Here is a 25,755-nt window from a genome sequence, read left to right on the forward strand (position 1 = left end):
TTTGGTCATTATATCTCTGCAAGTGCTCACACAGATTGCTTGAATAAATTGTTAAAGAGCATACTGAGCGGCTGTTGCCGTGTCAGTGGGAGCGATTATAGAGAATTCGATCATATAGGCAAGCGTTATTAGAAAATAAGATGACAAACAACAAACACTGTACAGATTTAATACCAAATCGTTTTTTTTCGATCTCAATCGTATGTAAATACCGCTATATACTGGATCTCAGCATTATAAAAGTCATCACTTACAAGACTGGATAACTAGTAATGTTAATTTATCGCGATACAATAACCCTAACTAAGGAGATAAACCCATGACTGAACTTAAAAAACAGATTATCGCAGAGATGAAAGTTAAACCGAGTATTGATATCGCCGATGAGGTCCGTAGTCGCATTAACTTTATCAAGCAACAATTAACTAACTCAGGATTAAAAAGTTTAGTATTAGGTATAAGTGGTGGTGTTGATTCATCAACTTGTGGCCGACTTTGTCAATTAGCCATTGAAGAGCTAAATACAGAACAAGATAGTGAAGAGTTTAATTTCATCGCAGTACGTTTACCTTACTCTATACAGGCTGATGAAGATGATGCACAAAAAGCGCTTAGTTTTATTAATCCCAAAACATCAGTTACCGTAAATATCCAATCGGGTACAGACAGTATTCATAACGAAGTGCTTAAATCAGTTAAAGATGCAGATTTACCTGAAGCAACCGCCTTTAATCAAGACTTCAATAAGGGTAATGTAAAAGCAAGAATCCGCATGATTGCTCAATATGAAATAGCGGGCTTATATAGAGGGTTAGTTCCCGGCACAGATCATAGTGCAGAAAATATTTCCGGCTTCTTTACCAAACATGGTGATGGTGCTTGCGATCTAGCGCCTTTATTTGGATTGAATAAGCGCCAAGTTCGAGCATTAGCTGAATATTTAGGCGCAGCACAAGATGTTTACCTAAAAATACCAACAGCAGACCTAGAAGAAGATCGCCCACAACTAGAAGATGAAATAGCGCTTGGCGTAACTTACGATCAAATAGATGATTTCTTAGAAGGCAAAAATATTGATGCTAAAGCTGAAGCTAAGATCCTCGATACTTACAACAAAACGACGCATAAACGAAATCCGGTTCCAACGCCCACTTAATTGAATTGTTATTTATGAAATGAAAGAAGCAGAAATATAATATCTCTGCTTCTTATTATTTTCATTCAATACAAGCTAAATTTACTTGATTATCTTGATTGGTTTTGGCCAATTTTTGATATGGCGTTGCTTCACTCGTGTAATCACAAGTTCATCTGCCGCGACGTCTTTTGCGATAGTAGAACCAGCACCAACCGTGGCATTTTTGCCAATCGTCACAGGTGCAATTAACTGGCTATCTGAACCAATAAATACGCCGTCTTCAATAACCGTCTGGAATTTATTAACACCATCGTAATTGCAAGTAATCGTGCCAGCGCCGATATTCACTTTTTCGCCAATAACACTGTCACCTAAATATGCAAGATGCCCAGCTTTAGAACCTTTGCCTAATGTGGTTTTCTTCAACTCGACAAAGTTACCAACATGCGCGTCATCTTCTAATACTGTTCCAGGGCGTAAACGCGCAAATGGACCAGCACTACAATCAACACCAATAGTTGCTGATTCAATAATTGAATTAGGTTTAATCTCTGAATTAGCACCGATATGGCAATCTTTTAAAATACTGTTAGCGCCGACAGTTACACCACTACCGATTGTAACTTTACCTTCAATGATAACATTAATATCAAATGTAACGTCATTACCAACACTGACTTCACCGCGTAAATCGAAACGGCGAGGGTCAAGCATCGTCACACCTTGTTCCATCAACTTGTATGCTTGTAACTCTTGATATGCACGTTCAAGTTCTGCCAGTTGCATGCGATTATTTACACCTTCAACCTCTATGTTCGAAATCGGGTGAACGGCGTTAATGGTACGACCAGCTTTATGCGCGAGAGCGATAACATCTGTTAGGTAATATTCGGCTTGCGCATTATTGTTATCTAATAATGATAACCAATGTTGAAAATCGGCACCGTTTGCAACTAATATACCTGAGTTTACTTCGTCTATTTTAAGTTGTTCTGCTGACGCATCTTTCTGCTCAACAATACCCACTACGGTTTCACCATCGCGAACGATACGGCCATAACCCATCGGGTTATCTAATCTAACGGTAAGTAAACCTATTCCGCCTTCAGGTTGAGATTGGCATAAATGAGTCAGCGTTTGCTGGCTAATTAATGGTACATCACCATAAAGAACCAATACTTGCTCATCAGCTTTAAATTTAGCTGCAGCTTGCTGTACAGCATGGCCAGTACCTAACTGTTCCGCTTGTAGTACCCAATCTAATTTGTCATCTTTAATTCGCGACTTCAGTAATTCAGCACCATGACCATAGACTAAATGGATATCGTTAACATCTAATTGTTTTACGGTATCGATAACATGTTGAACCATTGGTTTTTTAGCGATAGGGTGAAGAACTTTAGGAAGATCTGAACGCATACGCGTTCCTTTACCAGCGGCAAGAATAACAACACTAATTGGCATAATGGGCTCTTATCAAAGATGATTAATTAAAAATAAGTCGAATAGTTAGATTATAGAGAATAATGAAGTTTAACAATATGAGTTGTGTAATAAAGATATAAAAAAAAGCGACCCTAGGGTCGCTTTATGACAACTGAACGTGTTGAATTAAAAATTCAAATTAGCTGAATTTTTGAACCAATTTAAGCACGCGAAGTTGAGCAATAGCATCAGCCAGCTGAACAGCTACTTGAATGTAATCTACATCTTGATTAGTTGCAGAATTATTAAGCAGTTCTTCAGCTTGTCTTTTGGCTTCTTGCGCTTTGGCTAAATCTAGATCTTCTGCACGAATTGCAGTATCAGCCAGAACGGTAACTTCACCTGGTTGTACTTCACAAGTACCACCAGATACGAAGATAACTTCTTCTTTACCGTATTGTTTAACCAAGCGCACCATGCCTGGTACTATACCAGTAAGTAGTGGCGTGTGACCGGCTAAAATACCGAACTCACCACCAGAACCGGTAACTTGAATGCTTTCAACGCGCCCAGAAAATAAAACTCCTTCTGCGCTTACTACATTCAAATCAAAAGTCATAGCCATAGTGCCCTCGCTTCGTTACATTTTCTTCGCAGCTTCAACAGCATCGTCGATTGAACCACAATACATGAACGCTTGCTCAGGAAGAGCATCATAATCACCGTCTAGTAGGCCTTTAAAGCCGCGTAGAGTTTCTTTTAATGATACTAGAACACCAGGGTCACCAGTAAATACTTCAGCAACATGGTATGGCTGAGTTAAGAAACGTTGGATCTTACGAGCACGAGATACGATTTGCTTATCTTCTTCAGATAGCTCATCCATACCTAGGATCGCAATAATGTCTTTTAACTCAGTATAACGTTGTAGTACACCTTGAACGCCACGAGCAATGTCGTAGTGTTCTTGACCAACAACTAGGGGATCTAACTGACGAGAAGTAGAGTCTAGTGGGTCAATCGCAGGGTACATACCCATTGCAGCAATATTACGGTTCAGTACAACTGTTGCATCTAAGTGAGCAAATGTTGTTGCTGGAGATGGATCCGTTAAATCATCCGCAGGTACGTATACCGCTTGGATAGATGTAATTGAACCATTCTTAGTAGAAGTAATACGCTCTTGGAGTACACCCATTTCTTCAGCTAGTGTAGGTTGGTAACCTACCGCTGATGGCATACGACCTAGCAGTGCAGATACTTCAGTTCCCGCAAGTGTATAACGATAGATATTATCGATGAATAGTAATACATCTTTACCTTCGTCACGGAAGCGTTCAGCCATCGATAAACCAGTCAAAGCAACACGTAAACGGTTACCTGGAGGCTCATTCATTTGGCCGTAAACCATGGCTACTTTATCAAGTACCCCAGCTTCTTCCATCTCGTAGTAGAAATCGTTACCTTCACGAGTACGTTCACCAACACCAGCAAATACAGATAAACCTGAGTGAGCTTTAGCGATGTTGTTGATCAATTCCATCATGTTTACGGTTTTACCAACACCGGCACCACCGAATAGACCGACTTTACCACCTTTAGCAAATGGACAAATCAAGTCGATAACTTTAACACCAGTTTCTAACAATTCGCTAGACAGTGACTGCTCTTCATAAGAAGGGGCTGCACGGTGAATTTCATAACGCACATCTGTAGGGATCGCGCCTTTACCGTCAATAGGGGTACCAAGTACGTTTACAATACGACCAAGGCATTCGTCACCAACAGGCACGCTAATTGCGCTACCAGTGTTAGTTACTTTAAGGCCTCGGCGTAAACCGTCACTTGAACCCATAACGATACAACGAACAACACCACCACCAATTTGTTGCTGAACTTCTAGCACCAAATCAGATAGGTTTGCGTCATCAAATGTCAGTGCATCGTACACTTGAGGTACGGATTGCTGTGGAAATTCAACGTCCACAACAGCACCGATGATCTGGACAATAATACCAGTACTCATTTTAAATCCTCTAAACTTTACAAGTTTGCCTAAACCGCTGAAGCACCAGCACAAATTTCAGAAATCTCTTGTGTAATTGCAGATTGACGGGCTTTGTTAAAAATTAACTGTAGCTCATCAATAATGTCACCAGCATTGTCAGTTGCATTTTTCATTGCAAGCATACGAGCTGCTTGTTCTGATGCAGCGTTTTCAACAACACCTTGATACACTTGAGATTCAATAAATCTAACTAATAAATTAGTTAGAAGCTCAGCAGGTTCACCTTCATATAGGTAATCCCAGCTATGCTTCGGTAATGCTTCATTTTCTTCCGATGCAGGCAACGGCAGTAGTTGATCGATAGTTGGTTCTTGCGTCATTGTATTAACAAATTTGTTATATACAACGAATAAGCGATCCAACTTACCGTTATCGTATGCTTCGAGCATAACTCGAACAGAACCAATCAAATCTTCTAGCGTAGGTTCTTCACCGAGGTTTGCTGCATTAGCAACCACGTTTCCACCTATGTTAGTGAAAAATGTACCCGCTTTAGCACCAATAAGGCCTAAATCGATTTCTACATTTTTCTCAGACCATCCCTTCATATCAGAGATAGTTTTTTTGAAAAGGTTAATGTTCAAGCCACCGCATAGACCACGGTCAGTTGAAATCACAATATAACCAACACGTTTCGCGTCACGTTCTTCTAGATACGGATGAGAGTACTCTAGTGAACCTTCAGCGAGATGACCGATCACTCTGCGCATTGTGTTAGCGTATGGGCGACTAGCTGCCATGCGATCTTGTGCTTTACGCATTTTACTCGCGGCAACCATCTCCATTGCGCTGGTGATCTTCTGAGTATTAGTAATACTCCCGATCTTGGTTTTAATTTCTTTAGCGCCGGCCATTTGCTTCTCCTATTAAGCTAGCTGTGGCAGCAAAGGCTGCCACCGCTCTTACCAGGTTTGTGTAGACTTAAAGCTTTCAAGTAAGCTTGATAGCTTAGCTTGAATATCTTTGTCGTACGCACCGGTGTCATTAATAGAAGCAAGTAAATCAGCGTGTTCCGCTTTAGCATAAGCCTGCAGAGACGCTTCAAAGTCAACAATTTTGCTTACTGCAACGTCTTCTAATGCACCAATTTCAGCTGCATATAAAGATAGCGCTTGTTCAGCTACGCTCATCGGCGCATATTGACCTTGCTTCATTAGCTCAGTAACTTTTGCACCATGATCAAGCTGCTTACGCGTTGCATCATCAAGGTCAGAAGAGAATTGAGCAAATGCTGCTAATTCACGATACTGTGCTAGTGCGGTACGAATACCACCAGATAGTTTCTTAACGATCTTCGTTTGTGCTGCACCACCAACACGTGACACAGAGATACCTGGATCAACAGCAGGACGAGTACCTGAGTTAAACAGCTCTGAAGTCAAGAAGATCTGACCATCGGTAATAGAAATTACGTTCGTTGGTACGAACGCAGATACATCACCACCTTGGGTTTCAATGATAGGTAATGCAGTTAAAGAACCTGTTTTACCTTTCACTTCACCTTTAGTGAATGCTTCTACGTATTCAGCGTTTACACGAGCAGCACGCTCTAGTAGACGTGAATGTAGATAGAAAACATCACCAGGGTATGCTTCACGGCCCGGCGGACGACGTAATAGCAATGAAATCTGACGGTAAGCAACTGCTTGCTTAGACAGATCATCATATACGATCAGTGCATCTTCACCACGGTCACGGAAGTATTCACCCATAGCACAACCAGAGTATGGTGCTAAATATTGTAGTGCCGCAGCTTCAGAAGCTGTTGCAACAACAAGAATAGTATTCTCCATTGCGCCATGTTCTTCAAGCTTGCGCACAACACTAGCTACGGTAGAAGCTTTCTGACCGATTGCTACGTATACACATTTAATGCCTGAGTCTTTTTGGTTGATGATAGCATCAAGTGCAATCGCACTTTTACCAACCTGACGGTCACCAATGATAAGCTCACGTTGACCACGACCGATTGGGATCATAGCGTCAATCGCTTTGATACCGATCTGGATAGGTTGATCAACAGATTTACGTTCCATTACACCCGGTGCAATTACTTCAACAGGAGAGAAACCATCGTTGTCGATAGGTCCTTTACCGTCGATAGGCTCACCAAGTGTGTTTACAACACGACCTAATAAGTTGCGACCTACTGGCACTTCAAAAATACGTCCAGTTGAACGTACTTTTTGACCTTCTGAAAGACCTAAGTAAGAACCCATCACTACCGCACCAACAGAGTCACGCTCTAGGTTAAGTGCAATACCAAAACGGTTACCAGGTAATTCAATCATTTCGCCTTGCATACAGTCTGCAAGGCCATGAATACGAATAATACCATCGCTTACTGAAACGATCGTACCTTCATTTCTTGCTTCACTAACAACGCTGAATTTTTCAATACGTTGTTTGATCAGATCACTGATTTCTGTAGAATTCAGTTGCATGCTATTCCCCAATTACGATTGTAGCGCTTCCGCAAGTTTATTTAACTTACCGCGTACAGAGCCATCAATAACTAAATCACCAGCCTGAATAATCAGACCACCAATTAAAGTGTTATCAACGTTGCAATTTAACTTAACTTTGCGTGCTAAACGTTTTTCCAACGCGATTATAATATTTGCTTCCTGCTCTGCCGTTAATGGCATTGCAGAACTAACATCGGCTTCAACAGATTGCTCATGTTCCGCTTTGTAAAGTGCAAATAAAGTAACAATGTTTGGTAATACGCTTAAACGAGCGTTCTCAGCCAATACTTTAATAAAGTTTTGGCCAGATTCGTTAAGTTGCTCATCAGCTACGTTGATAAAAATATCAGCAATAGCGTGTGCACTTACAGCACCATTTAATAATGCAGCAATGTCTTTATTTACCGCGACTTCCGCCGTAAACGCTAACATTTCTTGCCACTTATCAATAGCCTGTTCCTTAACGGCAAAATCAAATGCAGCTTTAGCATATGGACGAGCAATAGTAGTCAAATCAGACATAAGCCCCCCAGTTGTTAAAGTTCTGCAACGATTTTGTCTACGATGTCACTGTTTTCAGCTTCATCGATAGAACGTTCGATAATTTTTTCAGCACCGGCAATAGCTAAACCAGCTACTTGTTTGCGTAACTCTTCTTTTAGACGATTACGTTCAGCTTCAACTTCAGCATCTGCTTGAGCAAGAATTTTAGCTCGCTCAGCATGGGCTTCATCTTTGGCTTCATCGACAATTTGAGCTTTACGCTTGTTTGCTGCATCAATGATATCTGAAGCTTGCGCTTTAGCACCTTTTAAATGATCTGTTGCTTTAGCTTCCGCTAGCTTCAGATCATTAGCAGCTTTATCCGCACTTGCAAGACCTTCTGCGATTGTCTTTTGACGTTCTTCGATAGCCGCAATCAGTGGCGGCCATACATATTTCATACAAAATAGTACGAACAACGTGAAAGATATCGCTTGGCCTAAAAGAGTTGCGTTGATATTCACAACGAACCTCCTGGTTAGTAGTGGACCAAAAGCTGATTAAGCGATGAATGGGTTCGCGAATAATAGGAATAATGCGATACCAACTGCAATCATAGAGATCGCATCAAGAAGACCAGCAACAATGAACATTTTAGTTTGTAGTGCTGGTGCCATTTCTGGTTGACGAGCAGAAGACTCTAGGAATTTACCGCCTAAGATTGCGAAGCCAATTGCTGTACCGAATGCAGCAAAACCTAGTAAAATAGCAACAGCGAAAATAGTAGCTGATACAGTTTCCATTTTATTCTCCAATAAGATAAAAAATTTTAATTAAAATTTGTGTTTATAAATTAATGATCTTCACATGCACTGCTTAGGTAAACCATAGACAGCATCATGAAGATAAACCCTTGTAGAACGATTACCAAAATATGGAAAATCGCCCATGGCACACTTAGTCCCCACTGAAGGTACCAAGGCATAAGCGCGATCAAAATAAAGATCAGCTCACCTGCGTACATATTACCAAACAAACGCAACGCTAATGAGATAGGCTTCGCCAGTAAAGTAACCATTTCCAGTGCAAAGTTAAAAGGAATAAATACCCAATGGTTAAATGGATTCATAGTCAGTTCACGAGTGAACCCACCAAAACCTTTAACCTTGATGCTGAAACCAACAATTAGTGCAAAAATACTTAACGACATAGCGAAAGTAGTATTTAAGTCTGTTGTTGGAACAACTTTCATGTAGTCGATTCCAATTGCTTTTGCTGCTTCAGGAATAAAATCTACAGGAATCAAATCCATTGTATTCATCAGAATAACCATCATGAAGATAGTTAATGACAACGGAGCAATTAATGCATTACGACCATGAAAAGATTCTTTCACAATGTCGTTTACAAATTCGATGCACATTTCAACGAAACATTGAAATTTACCCGGTACGCCCGTTGTCGCTTTCTGACCAACTTTATAGAATGTCCCTAAGAATAAAATCCCTAAAGCGAGGGTTACGAAAAGTGTGTCTAGGTGCCAAGTCCAAAATCCTTCACCAACCGCTAAATTAGTTAAGTGATGTTGAATATATTGGGTCGACGTTAGTGCTTCACCTGTTGCAGACATTTTTCATCCCAGTTTTTTGTTCATAAAATAAGGAGCAAATAATTGTGACCCTATCGCTAATGAAAATGTGACGTAAAGAGGAAGATAATTCACCTTAACGAAACCTAATACAGCAATAAAGAACACAACTGTCAGTACCAATTTTAACGATTCACCTAATGCAAATGATGCTACAACATCTTTCATTTGTCTGGCGCCCATAAAACGAAAAGCCAAACGCGTAAAAATATAATTTGGTAGCACATAAATAATACCGCCAAAAATTGCAGAGCGAGCTGAAAGCTCACCATCAATCAGCAAAAAGGTTAATGCGCAAACGGCTACTAATAGCACCTGAAACACAATCAACTTAATAGCTTGATTGAACGCATTCATTGCTAATTTATTTGACACAATAAACCCCTAAAACAATCTTTTTGAAGCATTCAAAAAAAATATACAAAAACGCTTCTAAAAGCAGAATAAATTATACGTTGAAGTGGTGCTAATGCAACTGATTGCAAGCCGGATAAGGAAAGCTAAGTAGAATCTTCTGAAAAACGAGATGTGACAGGTGTTACCCACTAATGAGTATCACCTTTATAATATAAAATTCTAAATAATATCGATATTATGAAATAAAGTTATTTTAACTTTATAATGAACATAAGCCTTTGATATTTCAAATGAAGATAATTATAAATAAAAGCCTGCTTCACCATTATCAGTGTATTTTGTGACTCACTACAAGGTTTTAAAAAATATTAACTTATTTTAATCTTTATAACTTATTTTAATCTTTATAATTTAAAAAGGTCAACTTTCAACCTAAAATTGAAACTATATCATCCAATTCAGCGAGACTAGTGTAGTCAATCGTTAACTTCCCACGGCCATTTTCGCCTTGTTTGATGATAACTTTGGCCTTTAGTCGTTCTGATAAGCGATATTCTAGGTTAGCAACATCGGGGTCTTTTACCTTTGTAGGCACCAACTCAGCTTTCGGTTCAAGCAGTTTTTTTACCAATTTTTCGGTATCTCTCACTGTTAAACCACGTTGAGCAATATTCGTTGCAGCTTGCGATTGTAGTTCGCCCGTTAAGCCTAGTAAAGCACGTCCATGACCCATCTCAATATCGCCATGTTCGAGTAGTATTTTGACGTCATGATTGAGGCTATTTAAGCGTAATAAATTGGATACCGAAGCACGTGATTTCCCCACCGCATCAGCGACCTGTTGATGCGTTAGCGAAAACTCTTCGATTAGACGCTGAAATGCAATTGACTCTTCCATTGCATTTAAATCTTCACGTTGGATATTTTCAATTAACGCCATCGCCATCACCGCTTCATCAGCGACATTTTTGACGATACAAGGTACTTGGCTTAAACCGGCTAACTGTGCCGCTCGCCAGCGACGTTCACCAGCAATGATTTCAAATTGTTGTGCACTTAGCTCGCGAACCACTATCGGTTGGATAATACCTTGTGCGGTAATCGATGCAGCTAATTCATCTAATGCATCGGTAGCCATATCTTTACGTGGTTGATATTTACCTGGGTATAACCATTCAACCGGCAGCTTTTTCAGCTCATTCTCAACAATAACCGTTGGTTGTGGTATATCGTCAACACTTTGCTCTTTGGTTCTGGCAATAGCGCTTGTACTTAGCAGTGCATCCAGACCTTTACCTAAACCCCTTTTCTTCGTGTTCATGCTTGTTCCTTTGTCTGTTCGCTCTGTTCATCAGCCAACTCTTGACGACGAATAATTTCTCCCGCCAACGCCAAATAAGCTTTAGCACCGTTAGATGATTTATCATAATACATGGCAGGCGCACCAAAACTCGGTGCTTCAGCTAAACGCACATTACGCGGGATCACCGTGCGATACACTTTATCGCCGAAATGTTGTTTAAGTTGCTCTGACACATCTGAAGCTAATCGATTACGAGGGTCATACATCGTCCTTAGTATGCCTTCAATTTTTAGCTCGGGATTCACAGCGGCGGCTAATTTAGTAGTGGTATCCATTAATGCTGTAAGACCTTCAAGTGCGTAATATTCACATTGCATCGGTACGATAATAGAATCTGCAGCAGCCATGGCATTAATGGTCAATAGGTTTAATGACGGTGGGCAATCAATAAAAATATAATCATAATAATCTTTAACGTCAGCAAGTGAATTTTTTAAGCGTAATTCACGCGCAAAAAATCCCATCAATTTAATCTCAGCAGCGGTGACATCTTGGTTAGCCGCAATAAGATGATATTTTCCCGAGGTATCGGTAATCACAACTTCGCTTACCGGTTTCTCATCAACTAATAAATCATACGCCGAATAATCAACGCTATACTTATCGACGCCACTGCCCATGGTGGCGTTACCTTGTGGATCAAGATCAATGAGCAATACCTTACGTTTAGTCGCCGACATCGAGGCTGCTAAATTGACACAAGTAGTTGTTTTTCCTACGCCACCTTTTTGGTTAGCTATTGCTATGATTTTGCCCACAAATGTTCCCTATTATTTAATCTCTGACATGACTATTAGATGACGTTCGCCTTCTAACTCTGGCACTGTTAGTTTATGTGCAACTTCCAGTTTGAATTTGGTATTCAATGTTTTGATTTCACCCGTTGGTCTTACTCCTTTCAACGCATAAAACAATCCATCTTGTTTTGGTAGATGCTTACACCAATGTAACATATCTTCAAGTGAAGCAAACGCACGACTTAATACACCATCAAATTTAATTTTTGGCTGATATTCTTCAACGCGAGATTGAACAGGCGTTACGTTGGTTAATTTTAACTCGTGCACCGCTTGGGTGATAAAACGAATGCGTTTACCTAAGCTATCGAGTAAAACAAACTCTTTGTCTGGATTCATGATTGCAAGGGGTAAACCAGGTAAACCCGGACCAGTACCAACATCAATAAAACGCTCGCCTTCTAAATAAGGGCTTACCACAAGACTGTCCATAATATGTTTGACTAACATCTCATCAGGATCCCTTACTGACGTCAAATTATATGCCTTATTCCACTTATGTAGCAAATTCACTAATGCCACTAATTGCTGTTTTTGGGTATCAGTAACAACCAAAGATGTTTGGGCTAATAATGCTTCGAGGCGATTGATCATGGGTAGATTTACTCCGGTAAAACGTGATTATCTAAATTAATATTAATCGTAGAAAAAAGAAAAAGACAACCTACTAAGAAAGGTAAAGGTACCTTCGTTAAATAGTAGCATTGTAAATTAGGGAATGATGTCAAAAATGAGGTTATATAGCCACCGCTAAATGCGTTAACGGTGGCAGTAGTACTAATTATTTATTGGTTAAGTAGGTTCTGCTTTTTCAAATAAATAAGTAAAATTGAGATTGCAGCAGGTGTGATACCTGAAATGCGTGATGCCATACCAATTGTTTGCGGTTTAACTTCAATTAATTTAGCAACAACCTCATTAGAAAGACCTTTAATTGATGCGTAATCTAAATCAGTTGGCAGTAACGTATTTTCATGACGTAATTGCTTTTCAATCTCAGCTTTCTGACGGTTAATGTAACCTTCGTACTTAATGGTGATTTCAACTTGTTCCGCAGCAGATTCGTGTTCTAGCTTAGGGCCTAACTCTTCAATAGTCATTAAAGCGTCATAAGTTACTTCAGGACGACGAACAAGATCTTCTAGTGTGTGTTCACGTGAAAGTGGTTTCGCTAACAATGCATTGATCTTATCTGCAAAGTCTTTCGTTGGATTGATCCAGGTTGAACGTAAACGTTGCTGCTCAAGTTCAATCGCTTCCATTTTCTCGTTGAATATTGCCCAGCGATGATCATCAACTAAACCAAGCTCACGACCTTGTTCTGTCAGACGTGCATCAGCGTTGTCTTCACGTAACAATAGACGGTATTCAGCACGACTGGTAAACATACGGTACGGTTCTTTAGTACCTAGCGTCGAAAGATCGTCGACTAACACACCTAAATAAGCCTGATCACGACGCGGATGCCATGTATCTTCCTCACGCGCTGTACGCGCAGCATTAAGACCAGCAAGCAGACCTTGAGCTGCCGCTTCTTCATAACCCGTTGTACCGTTGATTTGACCCGCTAGGAACAGACCCTCGATAAATTTACTTTCTAACGTTAATTTAAGATCGCGGGGATCAAAGTAATCATATTCGATCGCATAACCAGGACGAGTAATATGAGCGTTCTCTAGACCGCGGATCGAACGCACAAGATCAACCTGTACATCGTAAGGCAAACTTGTTGAAATACCGTTAGGGTAAACTTCGTGTGTTGTTAAGCCTTCTGGCTCAATAAAAATTTGATGTGATTCTTTATCAGCAAAACGGGTGATCTTATCTTCGATCGATGGACAGTAACGTGGACCAATACCTTCGATCACACCGGTATACATCGGACTACGATCCATACCACTGCGGATCACATCATGAGTATTATTATTGGTATGAGTAATGTAACACGGTACTTGCTGCGGATGATCTTTACGATTACCAATGAAAGAGAATACCGGTGTAGGCGCATCGCCGTGTTGTTCTTCCATTACTGAAAAATCAATGGTGCGGCCATCAATACGTGGTGGTGTTCCGGTTTTTAAACGATCCGTACGAATTGGCAATTCACGTAGACGTGCCGCCAATGATACCGAAGCAGGATCACCTGCACGACCACCTGGATAATTTTGTAAACCAATGTGGATAAGTCCGTCAAGGAAAGTACCTACCGTTAATACCACTGATTTTGCTTTAAACTTTAAACCTGCTTGCGTGACCACACCAACAACGCGATCGTTTTCAATAATAAGATCGTCAACTGATTGTTGGAATATCGTTAGGTTTTGTTGATTTTCAAGTTTCTGACGTACTGCTGATTTATATAATAAACGATCAGCTTGTGCACGAGTTGCACGAACAGCAGGGCCTTTACTTGAATTTAATGTTCTAAATTGAATACCACCAAGGTCAGTTGCTTGACCCATGATGCCGCCAAGCGCGTCAATTTCTTTAACCAGATGGCCTTTACCAATACCACCGATAGCTGGATTGCATGACATATGCCCTAGCGTATCGATGTTATGGGTTAATAATAATGTATTTCGACCCATACGAGCAGCAGCAGCAGCAGCTTCAGTGCCTGCATGTCCGCCACCTACGACGATAACTTCAAATTGTTCATGGTATGCCATGTATCACCTCGGGTTTATTTGGCGGAAATATTCAGAGCGGCACAGTTTACGGTTTTCTCTAACAGATGCAAATGATCTTAATTATATTTTTATTTAGATCCAACTGTTGATCTTTAAGATCTTAAAAGAGATCTTATAAGATCTATTATTAGGATCGCCTTGATCTGTTGATAACTCGTTTTGATCTAGTAAGATCATGTATTTAGCATCGATCACTTGTTGTTAGTAAGGCTTGGGCTTGTTACGTATAAGCTGGGTGTAAATAGCATAGTTATTCACAGGGCTCTGGGAGCTATATTTATTCTACAAGGATAACTATAGGTTGATCACAAGAAAGATCTATAGTTATCCACAGAAAATAAAAATAAAAAAACAAGAACGTGGTTATATTATAGCCAGTTTTTAGCCCATTCAGGATACCAGATGTCGATCGCATCCTCAGGGATCGGCGTTTCTAATGTACATATTTCTAATGTGATCGCGACCTTTTCGCCATTTAATTGCGCTAATTGACGATCGATCATGTGCCCTGCATTACAGAATTGATCATAAGACTTTGAGCCAAGCGCTACGATACTATATCTAACATTACTTAAATCAGGGCGATCTTGTGCGAGTTGTTGTGCTAGTGGAGCTATATTATCGGGGTAGTCGCCAGCGCCATGGGTCGCCGTGCAGATGATCCATGGGTTATTTTTATTGATCGGTAAATTTTTAAGTTGAGGATCAAGGTGGATATTGACTTGAAAACCTTGATCAATAAGTTTCTCTGTTAAATGATCGGCTACATATTCAGCTGATCCCAATGTGGTGCCGACTATAATCTCAAATGTATACATGGTTTCCTCTTATTTTATGGTTAATTACATTATTTTTACGGTAATATACCGCCAATTATAATTATTCTATCTATTGCTTATTAAGGCTCACATGGCTTCAATTTTTAAACGTATATTTAATCTATTTTGTAATGCAGGTGTGGCTGAAACTACGACAAATATAACCCCGAAGCCTATTATTAATAAGCTGGCAACAGCCGTAGTTAGTATACCTGATGTCCGCGTAGCGGATGAGATAATTGATACCAGCTCATTATTTTATGATTTGCTGTTTAATAATATGGGGCAGGGAACAGAGGTAAGTGAAGGACTTAATCCGTTAGAAAAAAGTATTTTGCTTAAAGTAGAAGCCAATGTTAGCAGACCTGAAAATATTGCGTTAAATGTTGTTCGACTGCCTGCCATATTACATAAAGTATCTGCGTTGATTGACAGTGATCATTATACTGCAGAGCAACTCGCGGCTCTAATTACGCAGGATCCGGTGCTGGCAGCGGATGTGATTAAGTTGGTTAATTCGGCAGGCTATCAGTTAGGCTCTCAAGAAGTGACCTGTTTGCAAGAGGCGGCTGTACGTTTGGGCGGATTACAAATTAAATCGATGGTATTAACGGTTGTGATGAAAAATATTACCGAGATAAAGCCCATTTATTTTAAGTTGTTTGGCCAGCATTTGTGGCAGCACTCATTAACCACTGCCTTGTGGGCAAAAAAATTAGCAAAGAGTAAAGGAGAGGATCCTGACTTAGCTTATTTTTTAGGGTTAATCCATGATGTGGGTAAAATTGCGTTGTTTAAACTAATTGTGGATGAAATGAATATCAGTGACCCAGAATTTAGACCTAGCTCAAAAATTTTTCGTCAAATGATGACCAAACACTCATTACGGTTGTCTGCGTTAATCGCCCAATCTTGGTTGTTACCTGGACCTGTGGTAAAAGCCTTGTATGAACAGTCTGAAACAGTCTCTACACAGCATCTGAGTAGCCCAGGTAAGTTATTGGTAGAAGCCAACTTATACAGTGAAATATACCTATTACTGGCGCAAAACTACATTTCTCAACAGCAGGCGGCTGAGTTCTGTCGTGATAATCAGTTAGATATTAACGCGTGTATGGCGGGTGTTTAAATGGTCAATTATGACTACTTATTTGATCTGGATAGAGGACTGTGGTCGTGTTTATCCACACCCATTTAGATGTAATTAGAGTTATCATTTTAGCAGGTTAACTTGTGGGTAACTCTGTGGATGGGTTTGTAACAAAGATCTTGTTGAATGGTTGCTAAAGTGTTTTAAATGTGGCGATCATGATCTTGAACTGCAGTGTTTAATATCCCTTCTAAATAAAAGGACGATCCCGATTGGGATCGTCATTTTTATTTTCAGTGCATTACTTGCCGATACAGAACGAGGTAAAGATACGACCAAGAAGATCGTCTGAACTGAACTCTCCGGTAATTTCTGATAGTTGTTCTTGGGCTAAGCGTAACTCTTCTGCAAGCAGTTCTCCTGCCATATATACTTCCAGCTGCATCTTACCTATCTGTAAGTGCTCATCGGCCTTCTCAATTGCGTCTAAGTGACGACGACGCGCGATGAAGCCACCTTCAGTATTACTTTGATAACCCATACATTGTTTTAAATGATCTTTAAGTTCATCTAAACCAAGGTTCTCTTTTGCTGAAATTTTAAAGATCGAGTGACCTTGATCTTCAACCGCGGTAGGTGATTCACCAGTAAGATCCATTTTATTTCTGATCACGGTCAGTCCGATCGAGCTTGGTAGACGATCGATGAAGTCTGGCCAGATTTCAGCAGGATCCGTTGCCTCTGTTGTGGTGCCATCAACCATAAAGAGTACTTGATCCGCATTATTGATCTCTTCCCACGCGCGTTCGATACCAATTTGTTCAACACGATCTGGACTGTCACGTAAGCCTGCAGTATCAATAATATGCAGTGGCATACCATCAATGTGGATATGTTCGCGTAATACATCACGGGTGGTGCCAGCGATGTCGGTAACAATCGCCGATTCTTTACCCGCTAATGCATTGAGTAAACTTGATTTACCGGCGTTAGGACGGCCAGCAATTACAACCTTCATGCCTTCACGAATGATCGCCCCTTGTTTGGCTTCTTTTTGTACTGCGGTAAGATTATCCATGATGTTATATAGTGCTTGGGCAATTTTACCGTCGGCAAGAAAGTCGACTTCCTCTTCTGGAAAATCAATTGCCGCTTCCACGTAAATGCGTAAGTGAATTAAACTTTCGGTCAGGGTATTAATCTTTTTAGAGAATTCACCTTGCAGTGAGTTCATTGCGGATTTTACTGCGCGTTCTGAGGTCGCATCAATCAGATCGGCAATCGCTTCGGCTTGGGTTAAATCCATTTTATCATTAAGAAAGGCACGCTCTGAGAATTCACCCGGACGGGCCATTCTTATGCCATCTATTTTTAGAATGCGGCGCATCAACATGTCCATGATCACCGGACCACCATGGCCTTGTAACTCTAAAACATCTTCACCAGTAAATGAATTTGGTGCTTTGAACAAGATGGCAATACCTTGGTCAATTGTTTGTTGTTCTTCATCCAGGAAAGATAAGTAATCAGCTTTACGCACGGCTGGAATTTTATTTAAAACTGTTTGTGCGACTAACTCTGTTTTGGGCCCAGAGATACGAATAATACCAACACCACCTCGTCCTGGCGGTGTGGCTTGTGCAATGATAGTTTCATTAGTTAGCATGTGATGACCCGAAGATAGTAGATTTTTTAGATGAAAAAAGGCGGCACAAGGGCCGCCTTGATAAAGTTAGCAAGTTTATTTCTTGCTATGCAAACCTTGTTTTTCCAGCGCTCGGAAAATAATAGTTTGCTGAATAATTGTAACTACGTTACTCATTAACCAGTATAGAACCAGACCTGCAGGGAACCACAAGAAGAAGAAAGTAAACATAACAGGCATGAACTGCATGACTTTCTGCTGCATTGGATCTTGAACTTGTGTCGGCGACATTTTCTGAATCATGAACATAGTAACACCCATTAATAGCGGTAATACGTAGTACGGGTCTTGTGCTGATAGATCCTGAATCCACAATGCGAATGGAGCGTGACGTAATTCCACACTTTCCATTAATGCCCAGTATAGAGAGATAAAAATAGGCATTTGGATGATCATTGGGAAACAACCACCTAATGGATTTACTTTCTCTTCTTTATACAATGCCATCATTGATTGCGACATTTTCTGTTTGTCGTCGCCGCATTTTTCACGTAATGCGGTTAATTTAGGCTGTAGTAAGCGCATTTTGGCCATTGACGTGTATTGCGCTTTTGTTAGCGGATACATAGCACCACGCACGGTAAACGTGATCATGATTACCGCAATACCCCAGTTACCCACTAAACCGTGGAAGAACTGTAGTAATTTAAATAGCGGTTGAGCTATGAACCATAACCAGCTGTAATCCACTGTTAGATCAAGGCCTTCAACGAGTTGACCCATCTCATCTTGCAGTTTTGGACCAAGCCAAAGTTTTGCTGAGATAGTTTTTTCACTGTTTGCTGCAATTGCTTCAACCGGTTGTTTGAAACCGATAATCGCTTGACCTTGGCTAAACTCAGTACGACCAATGTTCAAACTATAGAAGTGATTTTGGCTATCGCCCGGGATCCAAGCTGTTACAAAGTAATGCTGTAACATGCCAATCCAACCAGCATCTGTTGTGCGACTTAGGTTGGCATCGCTGATATCACTGAACTTATATTTTTCATAACGCTTATCAGTCGTACCTAGTGCTGCACCGCGGTATGCTTTCATCATCATGCCGCTGCTTTCGTCAGTGCTAAGATCAATGTTTTGTTTTAATTGACCGTACATTTGCACCGAAATAGCATTCGCTGATTGGTTATTGACTTGATAGCTTACTTCAATATCATAACTGCCACGTGTGAGGGTAAATACTTTCGTAAATTCAACACCGTTTGTATCTGTATATGATAGTGGGATACTTAATGTATCACCTGAAATCGAGAAGTTTTGCGCTGTCGTGGTATATTGTGGACGACCGTCTGCGTTTGCATCTGGGCCATTCGCGCCAATAAGGCCACTTTGTGCAACGTAAACATTGGTTGCATCATTTTGTAATAACGTGAAACGCTCTTCTGCATCAAGTTCCGTCGCATGCTCAAGTAAATCAGCACGAACAATATCACCACCTAACGTATCGATAGTTAGTTCAAGTACATCAGAACTAATGGTAATTAAATTGTTTGATTGCTCAGAGATAGGTGCGTCAGTTGATGAGTCACTGCCTGCTGGTACATCGCCAGTTAAACCGTTGGTGATAGCTTGAATCGTTGTTGGTACTGCAACCGGGTTGTCTTTATTTTGCCACTCGGTGAATAGCAAAAAGCTGACAAACAATAATCCGATGACAAGTAAATTACGTTGGGATTCCATAATCTAATTAATCTCTTTGTTTGGGTTCAGGTACAGGATCGTAACCATGTTTATTACTAAAAGGATGACATATTAATAGACGTTTGGCTGTTAGCCAACAACCTTTTGTAAATCCGTGGAGTTTTATTGATTCTATCGCGTATTGAGAACACGTTGGAGTGAAGCGACAGCGAGGACCAATCATTGGACTAATGAATAATTGGTAACCTCGTATTAATTTGGTGCCTAACCATTGCAACGGCGACAAAGTTTGCGCCATAACTTCTCCAATAATGCATCGATTTCTGCATTTTCCAAGTTTGCAATACCAGATTTAGCGATAACCACGATATCAACATTCGGAAATTCATGATGGCGTGTCCGAAAACTTTCTCTAATTAGACGCTTAACTCGGTTACGGCCGACAGCAAGTTTAATTGCTTTTTTAGGTACAGCTAAACCAAGACGAGTGTGTCCAAGTGAGTTATTTTTGGCAAGTATAGTTATATGAGGTGAGGCTGATCGCACAGGGTCTGCGAATACGTTTTTGAAGTGTTCGGGAGTTAACAAACGTAACTCCCGAGGAAAGCTCTTATCTATCACGTCTGATAATTAAGCGCTTAAAGTCTTACGACCTTTTGCACGGCGACGTGCAAGAACCTTACGGCCACCTACAGTAGCTTTACGTGCGCGGAAACCGTGTGAACGTTTACGCTTAAGGTTACTTGGTTGAAAAGTACGTTTCATAGCTTTATCCGTTATAAATTAACTGTACAGTTATGTTGAGTCAGTCAAGAAATAATGACCGGTCGTCAACTTGACTAACACAAAAAGAGGCGGAATTTTAATCATTGTTGTAAAACAAGTCAATAATTAATCAATATTCGCCTCGTGAAAATAGCAATATCATACTTAAATTCGATATTCTCGGCCGATTATTATGCGATTGGATACATGACATAATGGGCTAAATTCCTATCAGTATAGATAAAAATTATAATTCGGTTTAATAATTGCTGTAATTCCAATCTGATCACAAGGGATCAAGCGGGGAATTATACAGGCTATTTACTAACTAACAAGTCAGCGCTGCTAATTTATCCACTTTATAGTGCCTGATTATTGATTTACTCGTTGTAAAAATGTACGAGTGCGGGGATCCTGTGGGTTATTAAAGATCATATCCGCGGATCCTTGTTCAATAATCTGGCCTTGATCCATAAAAATCACCCGGTCTGCGATTTCTTTTGCAAATTGCATTTCGTGCGTCACTATTAGCATGGTTTGTTTTTGTTTCGCTAATTGACGCATTAATCCAAGTACTTCACCGACCCATTCAGGGTCTAATGCTGATGTGGGCTCATCAAATAAAATAACTTTACTCTGTGCCGCCATCGCCCGCGCAATACCGATACGCTGTTGCTGTCCGCCTGAAAGGGCTGATGGATAGCTGCTTTGTTTATCCATTAGACCTATACTCTTAAGGATAGTAAGTGCTTCTTGTTTTGCAATCTCAGGCGTTTTACCTCTGACGGTAATTAAACCTTCGGTAATGTTCTCTAGCGCGGTCTTATTGGCAAATAGTGCGTAGTTTTGAAATACAAACGCGGTTTTTTTTCGTAATTCGGTTATTTGCTTTTGAGTTGCAGTATTGGCGTCGACAACCAAATCATCAATAGTAATACTCGCGCTTGTTGGCTGTTCGAGAAAGTTCAGGCAGCGCAGTAATGTCGATTTACCAGTCCCTGAAGGGCCGATAATAACGGTTGTTTGACCTTCTTTGATATCCAGGTCAATTTGGCGTAATACCACGTTATCACCAAAATGCTTACTTAAATTAGCTACTTTGATCATGTTAGTAGGCCTTATTCAGGTGGCGCTCTAAGTGCCCCTGTAATTGAGTGAAGAACAATACAACAGCCCAATAAATCAGCGCTACGGCAAGATAGCTCTCGAAAAAGTAAAAACTTGATGATGCTTCCATTTGGGTTTTTGCCATTATTTCAGTAACCCCTAAAGTAAATGCTAATGAGGTACTTTTGATCATATCGATAAAATAATTCATCAATGATGGCGTCGCAATACGTGCTGCTTGCGGTAACACGATACGACGCATGGCTTGGCTTGTCGTCATACCAATACTTAATGAGGCTTCCATCTGCGACTTATCAACTGCCATGATCGCTGCGCGGATACTTTCAGCTTTGTAAGCTGCAAAGTGTAGTGTTAAGCCAATCACGGATGCAGTAAAAGCATCCATGTTAATCAGTATAGGGAATACTCGAGGCAGCCCGTAATACAGTAAAAATAGTTGTACTAGGAGTGGGGTACCACGAAAAAAGGATATAAATAACATCGCAAACTGGTTAAGTACTGGCACCTTAAAGGTGCGCACTACCGCTAAGCCGATTGCTATTATTAGGGCAAAGAAGACACCAATCAGTGCCATCTGCATGGTTGTCCCCAGATACCTAAACAGTATTGGGAACAGATTCAGCATGTACTCAAAATTAAATTGCATTTATTTTACAGTGATATCCGTTGTGAACCATTTTTCTGAAATTGTTGCTAGGGTGCCATCTGCGCGCATGTTATCGAGTGTTGTATCTACTTTCAAACGTAGCGCATCTTGTTTTTCTGTTTTCAAAAATGGCATCGCATTTTCGATTGTTTCAAACGTTGGACCAGCTAGTTGCAATGGTAATGGTGATTTGTTAATTAACTCAAGTGATGATAAACGATCCATCACAAACGCATCGGTACGACCTAATGCTACATCACGTTCAATGCCGGTGTCGTAGGTTTTGATGGTGATACTGCTGTCGGTATCGTATTTGCGTAATAAATCAGCAAAATTAGAGCCTAAATTTACGCCAACGGTTTTATTCGCGAGATCGCTAATACCATTAATCTCTGTATTGCCTTTTTTCACCACAACTTGGGCGCCGTCATAAACGTATGTTTGGCTAAATGAATATTTTGCTGTACGTGCAGGCGTGACAGTTACTTGGTTGGCAATAGTATCAATACGACCTGTTTCTAACATTCCAAATAGACCTGAAAAATTTACGGTAATGAATTCTACTTTTGCATCATTACGTTTCGCGATCTCTTTCCATACATCAACTTCAAAGCCTTGTAGTTGATCATTTTTTGAAAAAGTGAACGGGAAGTAGTTGCCTGACATGCCAACTTTAATTGTTTCTTGAGCTTGTGCAACTGTTGCTAGTGTTGAGCTAACAAGTACTGCAGCGGCTAATAGTAGTTTTTTCATGGTCCATCCTGTTGACGCTAATTATATGTTGAATGCGTGCATGATATTCTAATGTAAAAAGAATTATAAATAGCGTTTAGTTATAAGTAATTGCTAAAAGATAGTGTGATTAATTATATTTACGGGTTTTATTGTACGTATTCTCACGTTATTGGTTTTTATTTTACTTTTGTGTGGATAACTGTTTATTCATGCTAGCGCTTATGCACAATTAGCAGTAAAATAACGCATTATTCTTTATTATTAATCTGGAGTGTGGAGAGTGTCAGTTTCTCTTTGGCAGCAATGCCTTTCGCGCTTACAAAATGAGCTTTCCGCGACTGAATTCAGTATGTGGTTACGCCCTCTGAAAGCCGAACTTACCGATAGTACTCTCACCTTGTATGCTCCGAACCGTTTTGTACTTGATTGGGTTCGTGATAAGTATCTCAATTCAATTACGGCGTTATTTGATGAATTTTGTGGTGCTGACGCGCCGATTTTGCGTTTTGATATTGGCGGTAAACCGACGACTGTTACGCAAATGACAACTAAAATTGATCGTGTGGTGACTGCAAAAGTAATTTCGATGCCGCAAATCGATCCGTGGGAATCAAGTTCGCCACAACAACCCGCGATTAATCACCGCAGCAATGTTAATTTGACGTACACGTTCGATAACTTTGTTGAAGGTAAATCAAACCAATTAGCACGTGCTGCTGCTCAGCAAGTGGCGAGTAATCCGGGTGGCGCTTATAATCCGCTATTTCTATATGGTGGAACTGGTTTAGGTAAAACGCATTTATTACACGCCGTAGGTAATGGCATTAAAGCGCAAAAAGCCAATGCCAAAGTTATTTACATGCATTCTGAGCGTTTTGTTCAGGATATGGTGAAAGCGCTGCAAAATAATGCTATTGAAGCATTCAAAAATTATTACCGTAGTGTTGATGCATTATTAATTGATGACATCCAATTCTTTGCTAAAAAAGAACGTTCACAAGAAGAGTTTTTCCATACCTTCAATGCATTGCTTGAGGGTAATCAGCAAATTATTCTGACTTCTGATCGTTATCCAAAAGAAATTGATGGTGTTGAAGACAGATTGAAATCCCGTTTTGGTTGGGGTTTAACAATTGCCATTGAACCGCCAGAGCTGGAAACGCGTGTGGCGATTTTAATGCGCAAAGCAGTAGAAAGTAATATTCACTTACCGGATGAAGTGGCGTTCTTTATTGCTAAACGTTTACGTTCAAATGTACGTGAGCTAGAAGGGGCATTGAATCGTGTGATCGCCAATGCTAACTTTACTGGACGTGCTATTAACATTGATTTTGTCCGCGAAGCATTACGTGACTTATTAGCGCTGCAAGAAAAGTTAGTCACCATTGATAACATTCAAAAAACAGTAGCCGAGTATTATAAAATTAAAGTGGCTGATTTGTTATCGAAGCGTCGTAGCCGTTCTGTTGCGCGACCGCGTCAAGTCGCGATGGCATTAGCCAAAGAATTAACCAACCACAGTTTACCGGAAATCGGTGATGCGTTTGGTGGTCGTGACCATACGACAGTACTCCATGCTTGTCGTAAGATCGTGCAGCTGAAAGAAGAAAGTCACGATATTAAAGAAGATTATTCGAATCTGATCAGAACATTATCGTCGTAAAGCGTCGAAAAAAGGTTATAGCAAATGCAGTTTACAATTAATCGCGAAGCGTTATTACGACCGTTACAATTAGTATCGGGTGCGTTGGGTAATCGCCCAACTTTGCCAATCTTAGGTAATGTGTTACTTGACGCCAAAGAAGGTAAGTTATCGTTAACCGGTACTGATCTGGAAGTCGAGTTAATTGGTCAAGTTAATCTTGAAGGGGACTACAGCGAAGGTCGTACTACGGTACCCGCGAAAAAATTTCTCGATATTTGTCGTGGTTTACCTGATGGCGCGCAAATTCAAGTCAGTTATGCCGCCGATCGCATTGTGGTTAAATCGGGACGTAGTCGTTTTTCGCTATCAACTTTACCGGCGACTGAGTTTCCAAATATTGAAGATTGGGATAATGATATCGAGTTTGACCTGCTGCAAGGTTCATTACGTCGTTTAATCGATAATACCCAGTTTTCGATGGCAAGCCAGGATGTACGTTATTATCTTAACGGTATGTTATTTGAAACTGAAGGAAATACATTACGTACCGTTGCCACCGACGGTCACCGTCTTGCGGTTGCCAGCTGTGAGCACGATGCAAACTTAGCGCAGCAACAAGTGATAGTGCCGCGTAAAGGTGTATTAGAACTAGTGCGCTTGTTAGATAGTGAAGAAGACATGGTTAAGATCCAGTTAGGCAGTAATAATATTCGCGCTATCACTAGCGGTTTTGTTTTTACCTGTAAATTGGTTGACGGTCGTTTTCCTGATTACCGTCGGGTATTACCAAAGAATGCCGATAAGATGTTAATATCAGGTCGAGATGAATTAAAACAAGCATTCTCACGAGCGGCTATTTTATCGAATGAAAAATTCCGTGGTGTACGCCTGAATATGAATCAAGGTCTACTTAAGATCACAGCAAATAACCCTGAGCAAGAAGAAGCCGAAGAGTTACTTGATGTTGAGTTTGGGCATGACGAGTTAGAGATCAGTTTTAACGTCAGTTATGTGCTGGATGTATTAAACACGCTAAAATGTGACAAAATTAAAGTGTCATTATTAGATGCTAATAGCAGTGCATTGATTGAAGACGAACAGTCTGATCAAGCATTGTATGTTGTTATGCCAATGCGGTTATAAGT

Annotated in this window: 27 protein-coding genes; 4 read left to right on the plus strand and 23 right to left on the minus strand. The window is 40.4% G+C overall.

The annotated features are described in order from the left end of the window. Positions 1 to 319 precede the first annotated feature (319 nt). Positions 320 to 1,156 carry an ammonia-dependent NAD(+) synthetase gene (gene nadE, locus QNK26_RS12280; protein WP_319223294.1) on the plus strand — a complete coding sequence of 279 codons (837 nt, stop codon included), beginning with the start codon at positions 320 to 322 and terminating at the stop codon, positions 1,154 to 1,156. Positions 1,157 to 1,237: 81 nt separating this feature from the next. Here nadE and glmU read toward each other — a convergent pair whose 3' ends face one another. From glmU to mioC, 15 genes are all read right to left on the minus strand, one after another. Continuing rightward, the gene (gene glmU / locus QNK26_RS12285) at positions 1,238 to 2,602 is read right to left on the minus strand and encodes a bifunctional UDP-N-acetylglucosamine diphosphorylase/glucosamine-1-phosphate N-acetyltransferase GlmU (RefSeq protein WP_319223296.1); all 1,365 of its coding nucleotides are present in this window, start codon (positions 2,600 to 2,602) and stop codon (positions 1,238 to 1,240) included. 160 nt (positions 2,603 to 2,762) lie between these two features. After that, entirely contained in the window at positions 2,763 to 3,188 is a 426-nt protein-coding gene (locus tag QNK26_RS12290; protein WP_319223298.1) for a F0F1 ATP synthase subunit epsilon, read from the minus strand. A 15-nt stretch (positions 3,189 to 3,203) separates the two neighbouring features. Then, a complete protein-coding gene (atpD, locus tag QNK26_RS12295; protein WP_319223299.1) occupies positions 3,204 to 4,589 on the minus strand; it encodes a F0F1 ATP synthase subunit beta in 1,386 nt (461 codons plus the stop codon). Positions 4,590 to 4,618: 29 nt separating this feature from the next. After that, complete coding sequence (atpG, locus tag QNK26_RS12300; protein WP_319223300.1) at positions 4,619 to 5,485, minus strand: F0F1 ATP synthase subunit gamma; 867 nt, start codon at positions 5,483 to 5,485, stop codon at positions 4,619 to 4,621. Positions 5,486 to 5,533: 48 nt separating this feature from the next. Next, positions 5,534 to 7,075 (minus strand): F0F1 ATP synthase subunit alpha, encoded by a 1,542-nt coding sequence (gene atpA, locus QNK26_RS12305; protein ID WP_319223303.1) that lies wholly within the window; start codon positions 7,073 to 7,075, stop codon positions 5,534 to 5,536. A gap of 12 nt (positions 7,076 to 7,087) precedes the next feature. Then, the gene (atpH, locus tag QNK26_RS12310) at positions 7,088 to 7,621 is read right to left on the minus strand and encodes a F0F1 ATP synthase subunit delta (RefSeq protein WP_319223304.1); all 534 of its coding nucleotides are present in this window, start codon (positions 7,619 to 7,621) and stop codon (positions 7,088 to 7,090) included. A 14-nt stretch (positions 7,622 to 7,635) separates the two neighbouring features. Next, positions 7,636 to 8,106: a F0F1 ATP synthase subunit B gene (gene atpF / locus QNK26_RS12315; RefSeq protein WP_319223307.1), complete on the minus strand. Its 471-nt coding sequence runs from the start codon at positions 8,104 to 8,106 to the stop codon at positions 7,636 to 7,638. A 36-nt stretch (positions 8,107 to 8,142) separates the two neighbouring features. Beyond that, on the minus strand, positions 8,143 to 8,385 hold the full coding sequence (gene atpE, locus QNK26_RS12320; protein WP_017223402.1) for a F0F1 ATP synthase subunit C: 243 nt from the start codon (positions 8,383 to 8,385) through the stop codon (positions 8,143 to 8,145). A 50-nt stretch (positions 8,386 to 8,435) separates the two neighbouring features. After that, the gene (gene atpB, locus QNK26_RS12325) at positions 8,436 to 9,212 is read right to left on the minus strand and encodes a F0F1 ATP synthase subunit A (RefSeq protein WP_319223312.1); all 777 of its coding nucleotides are present in this window, start codon (positions 9,210 to 9,212) and stop codon (positions 8,436 to 8,438) included. A gap of 3 nt (positions 9,213 to 9,215) precedes the next feature. After that, positions 9,216 to 9,605: an ATP synthase subunit I gene (locus QNK26_RS12330; protein ID WP_319223314.1), complete on the minus strand. Its 390-nt coding sequence runs from the start codon at positions 9,603 to 9,605 to the stop codon at positions 9,216 to 9,218. A gap of 409 nt (positions 9,606 to 10,014) precedes the next feature. Further along, positions 10,015 to 10,908: a ParB/RepB/Spo0J family partition protein gene (locus tag QNK26_RS12335; RefSeq protein ID WP_319223316.1), complete on the minus strand. Its 894-nt coding sequence runs from the start codon at positions 10,906 to 10,908 to the stop codon at positions 10,015 to 10,017. Next, entirely contained in the window at positions 10,905 to 11,708 is an 804-nt protein-coding gene (locus QNK26_RS12340; RefSeq protein WP_319223319.1) for a ParA family protein, read from the minus strand. Before QNK26_RS12340 ends, QNK26_RS12335 begins: the two co-directional genes overlap by 4 nt. Positions 11,709 to 11,720: 12 nt before the next feature. Continuing rightward, entirely contained in the window at positions 11,721 to 12,341 is a 621-nt protein-coding gene (gene rsmG / locus QNK26_RS12345; protein WP_319223322.1) for a 16S rRNA (guanine(527)-N(7))-methyltransferase RsmG, read from the minus strand. Between the two features lie 191 nt (positions 12,342 to 12,532). Continuing rightward, positions 12,533 to 14,416 (minus strand): tRNA uridine-5-carboxymethylaminomethyl(34) synthesis enzyme MnmG, encoded by a 1,884-nt coding sequence (gene mnmG / locus QNK26_RS12350; protein ID WP_319223324.1) that lies wholly within the window; start codon positions 14,414 to 14,416, stop codon positions 12,533 to 12,535. A gap of 389 nt (positions 14,417 to 14,805) precedes the next feature. After that, positions 14,806 to 15,255, minus strand: coding sequence for an FMN-binding protein MioC (mioC, locus tag QNK26_RS12355; protein ID WP_319223325.1), 450 nt, complete (start codon positions 15,253 to 15,255; stop codon positions 14,806 to 14,808). 91 nt (positions 15,256 to 15,346) lie between these two features. Between mioC and QNK26_RS12360 the strand changes: the two genes are divergently transcribed. Beyond that, complete coding sequence (locus QNK26_RS12360; RefSeq protein WP_319223328.1) at positions 15,347 to 16,384, plus strand: HDOD domain-containing protein; 1,038 nt, start codon at positions 15,347 to 15,349, stop codon at positions 16,382 to 16,384. Between the two features lie 262 nt (positions 16,385 to 16,646). On the opposite strand, the gene mnmE is transcribed toward QNK26_RS12360, so the two are convergent. The 8 genes from mnmE to QNK26_RS12400 all read right to left on the minus strand — a co-directional run bounded on the left by mnmE (position 16,647) and on the right by QNK26_RS12400 (position 22,983). Beyond that, on the minus strand, positions 16,647 to 18,011 hold the full coding sequence (mnmE, locus tag QNK26_RS12365) for a tRNA uridine-5-carboxymethylaminomethyl(34) synthesis GTPase MnmE (protein WP_319223329.1): 1,365 nt from the start codon (positions 18,009 to 18,011) through the stop codon (positions 16,647 to 16,649). A gap of 75 nt (positions 18,012 to 18,086) precedes the next feature. Next, positions 18,087 to 19,730, minus strand: coding sequence for a membrane protein insertase YidC (yidC, locus tag QNK26_RS12370; RefSeq protein ID WP_319223331.1), 1,644 nt, complete (start codon positions 19,728 to 19,730; stop codon positions 18,087 to 18,089). Positions 19,731 to 19,737: 7 nt separating this feature from the next. Further along, positions 19,738 to 19,989, minus strand: coding sequence for a membrane protein insertion efficiency factor YidD (yidD, locus tag QNK26_RS12375; RefSeq protein WP_075472414.1), 252 nt, complete (start codon positions 19,987 to 19,989; stop codon positions 19,738 to 19,740). Further along, positions 19,956 to 20,279: a ribonuclease P protein component gene (gene rnpA, locus QNK26_RS12380; protein WP_413816365.1), complete on the minus strand. Its 324-nt coding sequence runs from the start codon at positions 20,277 to 20,279 to the stop codon at positions 19,956 to 19,958. Before rnpA ends, yidD begins: the two co-directional genes overlap by 34 nt. Positions 20,280 to 20,321: 42 nt before the next feature. Further along, positions 20,322 to 20,456 carry a 50S ribosomal protein L34 gene (gene rpmH, locus QNK26_RS12385; protein WP_006034071.1) on the minus strand — a complete coding sequence of 45 codons (135 nt, stop codon included), beginning with the start codon at positions 20,454 to 20,456 and terminating at the stop codon, positions 20,322 to 20,324. A 372-nt stretch (positions 20,457 to 20,828) separates the two neighbouring features. After that, entirely contained in the window at positions 20,829 to 21,563 is a 735-nt protein-coding gene (locus tag QNK26_RS12390; RefSeq protein WP_319223340.1) for an amino acid ABC transporter ATP-binding protein, read from the minus strand. A gap of 1 nt (position 21,564) precedes the next feature. Continuing rightward, positions 21,565 to 22,230 carry an amino acid ABC transporter permease gene (locus QNK26_RS12395; RefSeq protein ID WP_319223341.1) on the minus strand — a complete coding sequence of 222 codons (666 nt, stop codon included), beginning with the start codon at positions 22,228 to 22,230 and terminating at the stop codon, positions 21,565 to 21,567. After that, positions 22,231 to 22,983, minus strand: coding sequence for an amino acid ABC transporter substrate-binding protein (locus tag QNK26_RS12400; RefSeq protein WP_319223342.1), 753 nt, complete (start codon positions 22,981 to 22,983; stop codon positions 22,231 to 22,233). Positions 22,984 to 23,245: 262 nt separating this feature from the next. Between QNK26_RS12400 and dnaA the strand changes: the two genes are divergently transcribed. Next, on the plus strand, positions 23,246 to 24,628 hold the full coding sequence (gene dnaA / locus QNK26_RS12405) for a chromosomal replication initiator protein DnaA (RefSeq protein WP_319223345.1): 1,383 nt from the start codon (positions 23,246 to 23,248) through the stop codon (positions 24,626 to 24,628). 24 nt (positions 24,629 to 24,652) lie between these two features. After that, positions 24,653 to 25,753 carry a DNA polymerase III subunit beta gene (gene dnaN / locus QNK26_RS12410; RefSeq protein ID WP_319223348.1) on the plus strand — a complete coding sequence of 367 codons (1,101 nt, stop codon included), beginning with the start codon at positions 24,653 to 24,655 and terminating at the stop codon, positions 25,751 to 25,753. Positions 25,754 to 25,755 lie beyond the last annotated feature (2 nt).

Source organism: Moritella sp. (assembly GCF_033791185.1).
Lineage (GTDB): Bacteria > Pseudomonadota > Gammaproteobacteria > Enterobacterales > Moritellaceae > Moritella.